Raw genomic sequence first — 12,779 nt, 5'->3', positions numbered from 1 at the left:
GAACTGGAAATTTGTAAGGCTTTATATTGAATACTCATTCAACCAAATCAATGCTTGTTCATAATTATCAAAAAAATTCACGGATTTTTTGGTGTTGGATTGTTGTAAATAATTCATGATCTCCCCTTCTTCAAGGAGAAACGCAATTGCCATGCTGTGATTCAATAGAGTTTCATTGAAGAACTTATCTTTCCATGCTTTTTGAACAGAAAAATGATCTGGTGTGTATCCTTTTCGGTCCACCAGCAATTTGTATTTCCGATTCTCGGAAATGAATTGCTGGCAAGCATGCTCGAATCCATGGAACCATTCATTCACATCATCTGTGTTAATCTTGCCAATTAGATGGGTAACAATTAAATCTCCTGAAACTGTTGTGCTGATATTCTGATTACTCAACTTTGGAATCATCTCCTTTAGTTCCAATTATGCTTATATATCTTACAAAATCAATAAGGGGAAATTTCTTACGCAATTAAGGTTTGAATTAGTACTGCGGGACGGATTTGAAGTATAATGAGGACTGCGATTACGATTCTTGGAAGACTCAGGACTGCAGCCGCTGCTCCAGCCTGGACCAGACGGGCAGATAGCATAACGGCAGTACCCCAAGCGAACAGATGACATTGAAAATAGTCTGGGCATGGGCGAGCTGGGCAGCAGGTCCGCCGCCGAGCCAGGCGGACAGGGATTGCAGCGGCTGGATGAAGGGCAGAAAGAGTAAGGCGCCGCCGACATTCAGCGTCACATGCGACCAGGCGACGAATACGCCGGAAGGCGTACTGCCGATGGCGGCAATGACGGCAGTGACACAGGTGCCGATATTCGCGCCGAGGACGATGGCGATGCCAAGTGCAGGCGGCATCACACCGCTGGCAGCTAGGCCCATCGCCATGCCGATGACTGCGGCGCTGCTGTGCACCATCGCCGTCAGTACAGCTCCGGCGGCCAGCCCCCAGAGTGCGCTGGTTGCGGCATGCCCGAGGAACCAGCTGAACAGGGCGCTACCCTCTAGGGCGGGGCCGATGGATTGCATGACCGCGATGCCCCACAGGACGAGCGCGAAGCCGGTGACCGCGAGGGAGATGAACTGTAGCGGTCCCGAGATCCGGCGGCAGGCCTCAAGCAGCCGCCAGGACTGCGGGGCCAGCTCGCCGGCCATCACGGCGGCGGCCCACAGACAGAGCGCCGCGATCAGCAGCGGCGCGGCCAGTGTGCTGATCTGCAGGCTGATCAGCTCCGTTGTCAGGCAGGTGCCGATGTTGCTGCCGAGAATAATGCCAAGCGTGCGGGCATAGGTCAGCAGCCCGGCATTGACCATGCCGATGGTCAGCACCGTTACAGCGGTGCTGCTCTGCAGCAGCGCTGACAGCAGAGCGCTGACGATCAGGCCTTTGGCCGGTGTGGAGGTAGCCTTGTGCAGGCTGCGCTTCAGCAGCGGACCGGCCAGCCGCGACAGCGAGGCTTCCATCACCTTCATGCCGGCGAGAAATATGACAAGACCGTAGAGGACAGGGAATAACAGTTCACGGATCATAAGGACAGGCTCCTTTTTGAACGGGGGTTGTACCAATATATGAACGCCAGGCATAGGACATGTATATTAATCTGGCAACAAGAATAGGGAGTTGAAGGTATTGGCATCAGTAATTCTGGAACGAAACCGTAAAAAAAGACTGGAGCAGGGCCATCCATGGGTCTTCGCCAGTGAAGTAGCATCTGTAGACGGAGATCCGCAGGCAGGCGGACTGGTGGATGTTCTGACCCATCAGGGGCGGTATCTGGCTACGGGGTATTACAATCCAGCTTCGCAGATCCGGGTTAGAATTCTGTCGCAGCACAAGCTGGCGGCGATGGACACGGCGTTTTTTGCACAGCGGTTCGAGGACTGTCTGCGGCACAGGGAACGCTTCCTGCCGGGGGCGGACGCTTATCGTCTGGTCTACGGGGAAGCGGATTTTCTGCCAGGGCTGATCATTGACCGCTTCGGTGAAGTCCTTGTGGTGCAACTGCTGACACTGGCTATGGACCAGCACCGCTCCGAGATTGTGGAGGCGCTGGTTCAGGTGGTGGCGCCGCGCGGCATCTATGAGCGCAGCGATGTCAGTGTGCGGGAGCTGGAGGGACTGGAACAGACCACGGGTGTGCTCTACGGTGAATGTCCGCGCCACATTACCGTAAGCGAGAACGGGCTGAAGGTCATTGTCGATATTGAAGAGGGGCAGAAGACCGGATACTTCTTCGATCAGCGGGAGAACAGGGCATCGATTGCTCCGCTGATGCAGGGCTGGGGCGGACGCAGCGGAATTACACTGCAGAACGTAGCCGCCGAGGATGGTTCACTCCAGATGCTGCCGGTTAACAAAAGCGGCAAGCCTGTCACCTTCCCGTACTGGGATGGTGCAACTGTCCTGGAATGCTTTGCGCATACAGGAAGCTTCACACTGCATGCCTGCAAGTATGGTGCCAAGAAGGTAACCTGCCTGGATGTATCCGCGCATGCCATCGAGAGTGCGAAGGCCAATGTGGAGATCAACGGGTTCAGCGACCGGGTGGAGTTCGTGGTAGATGATGCATTTGCTTTTCTGCGCAATCAGGTGAAGGGTCAGGAGGAACGCACCGAGCGCGCTACGGGCGGCGCAGCAGCAGAAGGGAAAACCGCAAGCAAACCAGCTGCCAAGGCGGACACCGCGAAGCCGATGACCGCCGGGGGCGGACGCACGTGGGATGTCGTGATTCTGGACCCGCCTGCTTTTGCCAAGACCAAAAGTGCAGTGGCAGGTGCCGTACGCGGCTACAAGGACATCAATCTGCAGGGCATGAAGCTGGTGAATGACGGCGGATATCTGGTCACGGCCAGCTGTTCGTACCACATGCAGCCGCAGCTGTTCCTCGATACGATCATGGAAGCAGCCAAGGATGCCGGTAAGGTGCTGAGACTGATCGAATGGCGGGCCGCAGGCAAGGACCATCCGCAGATTCTCGGTGTGGACGAGGGGCATTATCTGAAGTTTGCCATCTTTGAGGTGCGCAGCAAATAGAAGTGTCAGACCCGGCGGGCCAGCCGGTTTTGGGGGGAAGAGTCTCTTTTAATAGAGGCTCTTTTTTTATCTTTTTTAATAGTACAAAATTTAATTGTTCTGGGCAGAGCGGGATAAGTATTTAAGGCGGCAGAGGGGGAGTGCGGTAAACGTTCTATGTGTAATCACAAAATCAGCCCAAGTCCCGCCCCCGCCGCGCCCACCCCTCGTCGCCCGCCCCATTCACCATCGACTTGCCCTCCGGCCCCCCCAGCTCAGTAACATCCTCCCCTTTCAATAGTTGATTTCCCTATCCCGGTAGCGTAGGCGGACCCTCTATAATCAAGGTACAGATTCTGAGGGGGGCCGTTTATGAAACAGAAAAAAATACATGCCTACGTCTTCGTATTTCCCAGCTTGTTCCTGACCCTGGTGTTCGGCATTTATCCTCTGCTGTGGGCCTTGCGGTATATGTTCTATGACTATCAGGGGTTTGGGACGCCTGTATTTATCGGCCTCGATAACTTCGGGCGGGTGCTGCGCGACCATCAGTTCTGGTCCTCTGTCGGCAATACCGGGATCTATGCGCTCGGCAAGCTCGTGGTGACGATTCCGATGTCGCTGCTGCTGGCGATTATCTTGAACCGCAAAATGAAAGGGCGTTCCTTCCTGCGGGCGATTTATTATCTGCCTACGATCTTCAGCGCCTCGGTTATGGCGATTGTCTTCTTCATCATTTTCAACTCCTATAACGGTATCTTGAATCAGCTGCTGATCCGCTTCCATATCATCAGCGAACCGGTTGGCTGGCTCAGCGCCGACCATGCCATGATGACGACGATCATAATTGCTATCTGGGGTGCGGTCGGTAACTATATGCTGCTGTTCCTTGCGGGACTCCAAGGCATTCCCAATGATCTGTACGAAGCAGCCTCGCTGGACGGGGCGAATGAATTCCAGAAGCTGAAGAATGTGACCATCCCGCTGCTGGGACCGGTGATGCAGATGATTATCATGCTGGCGATCACCATCTCGCTGAAGGGCTATGAGAGCATTATGGTGCTGACTGAAGGCGGGCCGTATGGCAAAACAGAAGTCATGTACCTGTACCTGTTCAAGCTCTTATTCCCGGTCTCGGCGGAAGCACAGTCCATCCAGCAGCTTGGCTATGGCAGCGCAGTCGGCTTCACCACTGCGGTCATTGTGGGCGGCGTGACGCTGGTCTACTTCCGGATCTCCAAGAAATTAAACGATGTGTACTAGAACAGACAGGAGGAGAGCAGAATGAATAACACCCGCACCCGTTCCGACATGTCCCCGCTGCTGACCCGCTCGTTCGGCAAGGCTGTGCTCTGGATCTTTCTGATTGCGGCCGCCCTGCTGGCCTTGTTCCCGATCATCATGGTCGTGCTGGGCTCGTTCAAGACGAACCAGGAGTTGACCGGCAGTGCAACCATTTGGCCGTCAAGCTGGCATTTCTCGAACTACCTGGAAGCGTGGAAGAACGCCAATTTCTCCCGCTATACGCTGAACAGTATATTTGTAAGCGTGGCCACCACTGTCGGCACTCTGCTGATTGCTTCGATGTCCGCCTATGCGGTAAACCGGGTTTCTTTTATCGGCAAAAAAGCGTACTCCCTGCTCATGGCCTCCACGCTGTTCATCTCCATCGGCGCCGTAGTGCTGCGTCCGCAATTTGACCTGATGGTCATGCTCGGCCTGAACAAGACGCTCTGGGGCGTCATTATTATCCTGATCAGCGCCCATGCCACCTGTTATTTCATCTTAATCGGCTTCTTCCAGAGCATTCCGCGCGACCTCGACGAAGCGGCGATGATCGATGGCTGCAACTTCTACTCTGTCTACCTGCGTATCATCCTGCCGATGCTTCGGCCTGCGCTGGCGGTTGCCGGGCTGGGGGCGTTCCAGGGGTCCTGGAATGAATATATTCTGCCGCTGGTCTTCACGATGAGCAATCCCCAGCTTCAGACGCTTCCGGTCGGGCTGGCGAATCTGCGTTACGGAATCGGGGCGGCGTCAGAGGTACAGCTGATGATGGCTGGGGCGTGCCTGTCCATTTTGCCGCTGCTGGTGGTCTATGTGTTCGCCAACAAATCCTTCATGCAGGTAACGCTCGGCGCCGTCAAAGGGTAGTCCCGGAAAGAGTAGTGTTCCGCCCGCACTGTTGTTACAATGGGTTGCAAGGAGTGGTTCACGGATGAAACTCGGTTTCTACAAGCAGTCTTTGAAGAAAAGAATTCAGGTGCTGTACATCTTCCTCGCCATTCTCTGCATCAGTGTAACCGGAGTCGGCTCGTATCTTTTTGCGGCGCGCAGCATCCAGGGCAGTGCGCTTGAGCTGAAGCAAGGCATCTTGAACAAATCGGTTCAGGTGATGGACGAGCATCTCCGGCATATCGTGGTCTCTTCCTATTCTCTTATGCTGGGTGAGAGCTTCGGCCAGGCGATGAAGGATGTCAGTAGCCGTAATTCCTCTCATTATTATCAGAATCTGTCGCTGCTGCAGACCTCCTTTGACCAGCTTAAGCTGGTGGAGCCGCTGATCGATGCGACCTATCTCAGTACGCCCATTGGCGATTTTTACTCCACTAAAGATTTCCCCGACCGGAAGACCAACTTCATGGAGAAATACGGGAGTTATCTGGAGCGGCCGGGCTGGAATACCCTGTGGCTGGGGGCGCATCAGAGCGAGCTCTTCCAATCGAAGGGCCGGGTGCTCTCGCTGCTGCTGAAGCCTACGGTGATTGACAATCATAATTTTCCGGACGTCTATATGGTTGTGAACATGAAGGAGGGGGCGATGAGGTCTATCCTGGAGCAGGATCTGATGAATAATCAGGTTCAGCTCTTTTTGCTGCAAAAGGATGGGTCGATGGTCATCCGGCCGGAGACGCAGACTTACGATTTCAATACAGAGCAGAATTTCGTCAGCCGGTCCAATGCAGGGGCGGCAGGCGATTTCAACTATATCAATGCCAAAGGCGAGGAGCTGCTCGTCAATTACAGCACGCTGTCGATGAATGAGGACTGGGTTATGGTCAGCATTCAGTCCAAAGCAGACCTGCTGAAACCGCTGAACCAGATCCGCTGGCTGATCTTCTGGATTATGCTGATCTGTACCCTGGTGGCGCTGGCCTTGTCCAACCTGCTCGCCTCTGCACTGCTGAAGCCGCTCAACAAGCTGCAGCGTCTGATGGTAGAGGTAGAGTATAACGATCTGGATGTGCGGTTTCAGAGCCGCTATGAGGATGAGGTCAGCGCCGTCGGCCATAAGTTTAACCGGATGCTGGACCAGATTCAGGTTCTGATTCAGGAGGTGCGGACCTCGGAGCAGGAGAAGCGCAAGTCGGAGGTCAAGGCGTTACAGGCGCAGGTGGACCCTCATTTCTTATACAATACGCTGAATACGATCTTCTGGAAAAGCGAGAATGGCGAGAAAAGCGATGTCAGCGAGATGATCGTGGCCTTGTCGCTCCTGTTCCGCCTGGGGCTGAACAACGGGAATGATATTACGACCCTCCAGCAGGAGGTCCAGCATGTCCGGCAGTATTTGCAGCTCCAGCAGAAGTGTTATGAGAATCTGTTCACCTATACGATTGAGGTGGAGGATGACGCTTATCTGTCCGTCCGGATGTTGAAGATTCTGCTTCAGCCACTGGTGGAAAATTCAATCCTGCACGGCTTCCGCGACAAAGCGGAGCTGGGCAGGATTGAGATCCGCATCTACCGCGCTGCCGGATTCATGATCCTGCGGGTCACGGACAACGGCTGCGGCATGGATGCCGCTCAGCTTGCGAATGCGGTGAATGGCACCGAAGCGGAGCGCAGGGGATATGCCTTGTCCAACCTGCGCAGCAGGCTCAGCCTGCACTACGGTGAATCTGCATCGATTGCCTTCAGCAGCATTCCCGATATTGCCACAACTGTAACCGTCACGATACCGATCCTCTAGGAGGCTGCCATGAACCCGTTGACCCTGTGCGTAATGGATGATATTCAGACTGTCGTCAAAGGAATTGCTTCAACGATCCCGTGGGCGGATCATGGAATCGAGGTGGCGGGGACCGCCGGTAACGGTGAGCAGGGCTGGGAGCTACTGCTGGAGAAGGACCCCGACATCGTAATCAGCGATATCCGTATGCCAAAGCTCAGCGGTCTTGGGCTGATGAAACGGGCAGGCGAAGCGAAGCTGCGGGCCAAATTTATATTCATCAGCGGGTATTCGGATTTCAGCTATGCGCAGGAGGCGATCAAGCTGGGCGCCTCCGACTATTTGCTGAAGCCGTTCACCCAGCCGGAGATTGTGGACGCTGTGCTGAAGGTGAAGCAGACTATTGAAGAAGAGCGGGCCAGAGCAGAGCAGATACAGCAAATGGAGCAGAAGATGATAGCCAGCCATTCGCAGCTGCGCCAGGATTATCTCACCGCTCTGCTGCGCCAAGAGACAACTGTCAGCATGAGTGACAGCCGCTGGCAGGAGCTGGGCATCGACCTGGATGCCGGCAATCTGCTGGTGATGGCCATTGAGCTGGACTGTTATACCGAATACGGGTACACCCTGCATCTGGATGACAGTGAAATCATTCCCTTTGCGATCAAGAACATCCTGGACGAGACGCTGAAAATGCACACGCGCGGCGTTGTACTGCGCGAGAGCAGACAGCGGCTGGCCGCGGTCTTTAATCCGCCCGAGGCCATGGATACGGTGGAGCTGCTGGAGCTATGCCGTGAGAATGTGGAGAAATACAGTAAGAATACCGTTTCGATCGGCCTTGGCACAGCGGCACGGGGACCGCGTGAGATCCGGGCCTCCTTCGTGCATGCGGCCAAAGCGCTGGCCTACCGCTTTTACAGTGAGGGGAATTGTATCTTCCGCTTCACAGAGCTGGACCCGGAGAACCGCGCAGCCCCGGACTATCCTGAGGAGAAGGTGAAGGAGCTGCTGTACGCGCTCAAATCCGGCAATGAAGAAGGCTGTCATGAGATCATCGGCGATATCTTCCGGCAGTGGACCCTCTCCGGCAGATATCCTGACCCGCTGTCGATGGTCCGTCTGTTGTCCGGGCTGACCTTCGCCATGTACCGGGCGTTCTGTGATGAAATCACGGAGGAGGAGCGCATACAGCTGGAGGCTGACCTGACGGCGCTGGAGGAGAACCGTTCTTTAACCTTTGGCGGCTGGAAAAGCTATATCAATCACTTCGCCAGCATGGGCTGTGAATTCGTCGATAGTAAGCAGTTCCGCGATGTAACACAGTCCATTAACCGGGCCAGAGAATATATCCGGCTGCATCTGGAGGAGAATCTGACCCTGAACAGCTGCGCACAGGCCGTCCATTTGAGTCCGAGCTATTTCGCAGGCGCCTTCAAGAAGGAGACTGGCATGACACTGATCCAGTATATTACCAAGCTGCGGATGGAGCGGGCGAAGGAGCTGCTGATTGCCGGGGCACAGGTGCAGGAGATTTCCCTGATGCTCGGCTATGAGGACCGCCCTTATTTCAGCGGCCTGTTCAAAAAATATTGCGGGCTGACGCCCACAGCATTCCGGCAGAAATACCTGAAATAAGCAGGAGCTGAAGGAACAGGGACAAGCATTTTTTCCCCCTTACAAAGTTAGAATGTCCCTCACCCCACTGAAAGCGGAACCATTATGATTACGTTAACAGATAGCCGATTGCAGGCTGTCAGGACAAGCACAAGGGGGCATAACGATGGATAAAAAATGGGTTGTTGCAACAATGAGTACAGTGCTGGCACTTAGTCTGGCCGGCTGCGCTGCCGACAGCAATAAGGAGCCCGCGGCAAGTAACAGCAAACCGGCGGACGCCAAAGGCGACAACGGAGCAGCAAGCGGCGGCAAAACCAAAATCATCTACTGGACACCCGACCGTCACGATGCCGATTTCATGAAATCCAAGATTGATGAGTTCAACAAGACGAACAAGGATAACATCGAAGTGGAAATGACCGTGATGGGGGACAATTATCCGCAGGCGGTAGATATCGCTTTTGCCAGTAAGCAGGCTCCTGATGTGCTTCAGATCAACGACTTCCAGACCTATTACAAAAAAGGTTACATGGCCCCGATCAATGACTATATGAGCAGCGAGATGAAGGAGACCTTCAAGGATAGCCTGCTGGAGAACAAGAATACCGTGGACGGCAAGACCTATACCCTGCCCAACACCGGACAGATCTGGAGACTGATCTATAATAAAGATATCTTCAAGCAAGCGGGCATTGAGAATCCTCCGAAAACACTGGACGAGATGGTTGCAGCCGCCAAAAAGATTACCGAAACCGGCAAAAAGGACGGCGTATACGGCTTCGCCAGCCCGTTCAAGAGCTCAAGCGGCTTCTGGCGTGCCTCCAATACCGTAGCAGGCGCGAGCAACACTACCGGCATTGACGGCTACAATTACAAGACCGGCCAATTCGACTTCAGCATGTACAAGGATATTGCGCTGGCCCTGCGTCAGATGAATGAAGATGGCAGCATGCTGCCGGGCGTAGAGAGCCTGGATATCGATCCGCTGCGTGCGCAGTTCGCTCAAGGCAAAATCGGCATGTACATTAACCACTCCGCAGAGCCCGGCGTCTACAAAGACCAGTTCCCGACCACCGCTAATTGGGCTGCTGTTGCTGTACCGACTACGGACGGAACGATCAAGGGCGCATCGCAGATCATCGGCGGCTCCTACATCGGCATCAGCGCAGACAGCACGCACAAGGAAGCAGCGTGGAAGTTCATGGAGTATGTGTACAGCGACAGCCTGCAGAGCGAATATTATGAAAAAGGCTATGGTATCTCCCTGATCAAGACGGTCATCAGCTCCGGCAAAAAACCAAGCATTCCCGGCATTGAAGGCTTCCTGCCGAAGCGTTATGACGCCATTTATCCGGCGAACCCGCTGACCATTACAGAAGGATCACTGGAAGGCAGCAAATGGAGCGATGCGTTCTCAGTCTTCGTCTTCACCGGTGGAGATGTGGACAGTATTATCAAGGATCTGGACACCCGGTACAATGCATCTTTGGAAAAAGCGAGAGCTTCCGGCGCAACAAATATTGTGGCCGATCCAAGCTTTGACGCATCGAAGCTTCAGGGTAAATTATCCACCGAAGAATAAGAGGTAAGGTTCAGGCGGGCGGCCGATGCATGATGGATTCGGCCGCCTTGTCTTGGGGCCCCCCGCAAAGTACCTGAGTCATCATCGAAGCTAAAGCCCCACTTTGTGGGGATATTTTATAGAGAGGAGCAGATCCGAAATGATTATAGAGAATAGCGAAGCCGCAAAGACGGTTCTGAATGAGAGCAGTTCCCGTACCCTGCTTGCAAAGGGGGGCTCGATGATGATGGTGGAGGTCACCTTCGCCAAAGGCGGCATCGGGGAGGTTCATTCCCATGATGCGCATGAGCAGATCAGCTATATTGTGAAGGGCAGCTTTGAGGTCAAGGTCGGGGAGGAGACGCGTATTCTGAAAGCGGGCGACAGCTTCTATGCCGGCTACAATATTCCGCATGGTGTGAAAGCGCTGGAGGATTCCGTGATTCTGGATGTGTTCAATCCGTTCCGTGAGGACTTCCTGGAGAAGCAGGAATGAAGGATTATTATCTGAATGTATCTGAGCTGCGCAGCGCTGCCGCTTATTATGTTCGTCATTTCCCCATCGAGGCGCAGAACTCGGTCCAGATTGCCGATCATGCCGTGAACAATGAATTCATTATTCCTTATACCGGTGATCTGAGCCGCTGGATTCCGCTGGGCAAGCCGGTGGCGGACTGGCTGCATAATCCTACGAACGACCCCGAATTCACCTGGGGCATCAACCGCCACTGGCATATGCTGGATCTGGGCAAGGCCTATCTGATGAACGGCAAGCCGGAATACGTTACGGCCTTTATGCAGCATTTCCGCAGCTGGCGCGAGCAGAATCCGGTTCCTGTGATCCCGTCGTATGAGGAAGCGGTCTTTTTCCAGAAGCTAGGTCCATGGCGTCTGCTGGAGACCGGCCTGCGTGTGCAGTCCTGGATCTCTGCTTATAAATATATGGAGGACAGTCTGCTGTTGGGCGAGGGGTTCCGCAACGAGTTGCTGGAGGGGCTTGCGGAGCATGCCGAATTTCTGACCCGCTACCTCGGCAGCACGGAGATCAATCATGCGATTATGCATATGCAGGGCCTCTACATGATTGCTGTCTTCCATCACGAGCATCCGCGCGCCCCGTATTGGCGGCAGCTGGCCGGGGAGCGCCTGGAGCTGTGTCTGCTTCATCAGGTGGGGCCGGAAGGGATTCAGATTGAGCTGACCACCCATTACCATGATGCGGCCATTGAGATGTTCGGGACGCCTTATCTGCTGGGCGCGTTATCCGGCCACCCGTTCTCCGCCTGGTACGGCGGGCAGCTACGCAAGATGGCCGCGTTCACCGAAGCGCTGGTCCGCCCGGATCACCAGTCCACCGGGATCGGCGATTCCGACTGGATCAGCAGCGGCCGGCAGCGGCTGACGCTGCTGGGGGCTATTCTGAAGGATGATGCGCTGGTTGGACGCGGCACGGGCAATGCAGAATGCCTCTGGCTGCTGGGAGCCGAGGCGTATGAGCGGTGTGTGCAGCTTCAGGCGGAGTCTGCGCCTTCGGCGACCAGCGTGGCTTTTGTGCAGACCGGGTATTATGTGATGCGGGACCCGCAGCAGTATCTGTTCTTCGATGCCGCAGAGATGGGCGGAGCGCACGGTCATGCCGATGCGCTGAATCTGGAGTGGATGTGGAACGGGCAATTGCTCTTCACCGATACCGGGAGGTACACCTACGAGGAAGGGGAATGGCGCCGTTATTTCAAAAGTACCCGCGCGCACAACACCATTACCGTAGACGGGTTGGATCAGACGCCTTATATCTACACCCAGCAATGGGGCGAGCCTGTGGCTAAGGCCTGCACCTTCCGCTGGGAGAGCAACAGCCGTTACCACTTCGTTGATGCCGCGCATGACGGCTATACCCGTCTCCCCGGTCCGGTGCTGCACCGGCGCTGGGTGCTGCTGGGCGTGGAGGTGCCGCTGCTGCTGATTGCCGACTGGCTGGAGGGGGATGGAGCGCATGAGCTGGAGCAGCGGTTCCATCTGCACCCGGAGGCGGTGCTGGAGCTGTCTTCCGAAGCCGGAGAGGCTGGAGAGGCCGTGAGCGAAGCCGGAGAACCCGAAGTTGCAGCCAGAGCCGCACGGACTACAGCAACCGTGGTCTATCCCGGCTCTACAGTGAAGCTGAATATGAGCTGGATGACCAGCGGCCTGAAGGATGAACAGTTCACGGTGAGTAAGGAGCAGGGCTGGGTATCTGAGGTCTACGGCTCCAAATCGGAGATTCCGGTAGTAGAGGGCCGGGCGGCTTGGGCCGGAAAGGCTGGAATTCTGACGCTGTGCCTGCCCGGCGATGCGGCAGACGGCAGCGGTCCGCTGCACGTGAGCACCTGCGTGGTGGATGCGGAGCGGCGGCGGGTCGAGCTGTCCTATATATACGGAGATGCGATCGGCACAATTGTAATCGGCCCGGACACCCTGGGCTGGACGGAGCGGAAGTAATAAGGGTCTTGTGCTTTATTGCATTTTGTACAACTAAAACATCTAATGCCTAACCTATTAGCTGTTTAGTTGTAATTCACATGAGTTTATTCAGACTTTTCCGTCCGCCGTTTCCACGGCTCCGGGAGAGTCTTTTATTTAAATATAATGT

Annotated in this window: 10 protein-coding genes; 8 read left to right on the top strand and 2 right to left on the bottom strand. The window is 55.1% G+C overall.

All coding sequences use genetic code 11. The features are described 5' to 3' along the window. Window positions 1-21 precede the first annotated feature (21 nt). Window positions 22-399: an STAS/SEC14 domain-containing protein gene (locus tag ACFSX3_RS20235; RefSeq protein WP_209987776.1), complete on the bottom strand. Its 378-nt coding sequence runs from the start codon at window positions 397-399 to the stop codon at window positions 22-24. A gap of 148 nt (window positions 400-547) precedes the next feature. Then, window positions 548-1,537: a Na/Pi cotransporter family protein gene (locus ACFSX3_RS20230; RefSeq protein WP_209987779.1), complete on the bottom strand. Its 990-nt coding sequence runs from the start codon at window positions 1,535-1,537 to the stop codon at window positions 548-550. Between the two features lie 100 nt (window positions 1,538-1,637). Here ACFSX3_RS20230 and ACFSX3_RS20225 point away from each other — a divergent pair, with 100 nt between their 5' ends. The 8 genes from ACFSX3_RS20225 to ACFSX3_RS20190 all read left to right on the top strand — a co-directional run bounded on the left by ACFSX3_RS20225 (window position 1,638) and on the right by ACFSX3_RS20190 (window position 12,628). Next, a complete protein-coding gene (locus tag ACFSX3_RS20225; protein ID WP_209987782.1) occupies window positions 1,638-3,041 on the top strand; it encodes a class I SAM-dependent rRNA methyltransferase in 1,404 nt (467 codons plus the stop codon). 351 nt (window positions 3,042-3,392) lie between these two features. After that, window positions 3,393-4,283 carry a carbohydrate ABC transporter permease gene (locus ACFSX3_RS20220; RefSeq protein ID WP_036724369.1) on the top strand — a complete coding sequence of 297 codons (891 nt, stop codon included), beginning with the start codon at window positions 3,393-3,395 and terminating at the stop codon, window positions 4,281-4,283. A 21-nt stretch (window positions 4,284-4,304) separates the two neighbouring features. Then, complete coding sequence (locus ACFSX3_RS20215; RefSeq protein ID WP_209987785.1) at window positions 4,305-5,174, top strand: carbohydrate ABC transporter permease; 870 nt, start codon at window positions 4,305-4,307, stop codon at window positions 5,172-5,174. A gap of 64 nt (window positions 5,175-5,238) precedes the next feature. Beyond that, complete coding sequence (locus tag ACFSX3_RS20210) at window positions 5,239-6,993, top strand: sensor histidine kinase (protein WP_209987789.1); 1,755 nt, start codon at window positions 5,239-5,241, stop codon at window positions 6,991-6,993. Between the two features lie 9 nt (window positions 6,994-7,002). Beyond that, complete coding sequence (locus ACFSX3_RS20205) at window positions 7,003-8,610, top strand: helix-turn-helix domain-containing protein (protein ID WP_209987793.1); 1,608 nt, start codon at window positions 7,003-7,005, stop codon at window positions 8,608-8,610. A gap of 145 nt (window positions 8,611-8,755) precedes the next feature. Then, a complete protein-coding gene (locus ACFSX3_RS20200) occupies window positions 8,756-10,174 on the top strand; it encodes an ABC transporter substrate-binding protein (protein WP_209987795.1) in 1,419 nt (472 codons plus the stop codon). A 139-nt stretch (window positions 10,175-10,313) separates the two neighbouring features. Further along, window positions 10,314-10,649, top strand: coding sequence for a cupin domain-containing protein (locus ACFSX3_RS20195; RefSeq protein ID WP_209987798.1), 336 nt, complete (start codon window positions 10,314-10,316; stop codon window positions 10,647-10,649). Next, on the top strand, window positions 10,646-12,628 hold the full coding sequence (locus ACFSX3_RS20190) for an alginate lyase family protein (protein ID WP_209987801.1): 1,983 nt from the start codon (window positions 10,646-10,648) through the stop codon (window positions 12,626-12,628). Before ACFSX3_RS20195 ends, ACFSX3_RS20190 begins: the two co-directional genes overlap by 4 nt. Window positions 12,629-12,779 lie beyond the last annotated feature (151 nt).

The sequence above is a fragment of the Paenibacillus rhizoplanae genome, from assembly GCF_042684125.1.
Classification (GTDB): Bacteria; Bacillota; Bacilli; order Paenibacillales; family Paenibacillaceae; genus Paenibacillus_AQ; species Paenibacillus_AQ rhizoplanae.
The sequence above is the reverse complement of the archived record's forward strand: the minus strand, read 5'-3'. Positions and strand labels throughout refer to the sequence as shown.

Excerpts from the sequence above, each read along its gene's own strand:
- ACFSX3_RS20200 (WP_209987795.1), top strand. The coding sequence starts at position 8,756 with ATGGATAAAAAATGGGTTGTTGCAACAATGAGTACAGTGCTGGCACTT.
- ACFSX3_RS20230 (WP_209987779.1), bottom strand. The coding sequence starts at position 1,537 with ATGATCCGTGAACTGTTATTCCCTGTCCTCTACGGTCTTGTCATATTT.
- ACFSX3_RS20195 (WP_209987798.1), top strand. The coding sequence starts at position 10,314 with ATGATTATAGAGAATAGCGAAGCCGCAAAGACGGTTCTGAATGAGAGC.
- ACFSX3_RS20190 (WP_209987801.1), top strand. The coding sequence starts at position 10,646 with ATGAAGGATTATTATCTGAATGTATCTGAGCTGCGCAGCGCTGCCGCT.
- ACFSX3_RS20210 (WP_209987789.1), top strand. The coding sequence starts at position 5,239 with ATGAAACTCGGTTTCTACAAGCAGTCTTTGAAGAAAAGAATTCAGGTG.
- ACFSX3_RS20220 (WP_036724369.1), top strand. The coding sequence starts at position 3,393 with ATGAAACAGAAAAAAATACATGCCTACGTCTTCGTATTTCCCAGCTTG.
- ACFSX3_RS20205 (WP_209987793.1), top strand. The coding sequence starts at position 7,003 with ATGAACCCGTTGACCCTGTGCGTAATGGATGATATTCAGACTGTCGTC.
- ACFSX3_RS20215 (WP_209987785.1), top strand. The coding sequence starts at position 4,305 with ATGAATAACACCCGCACCCGTTCCGACATGTCCCCGCTGCTGACCCGC.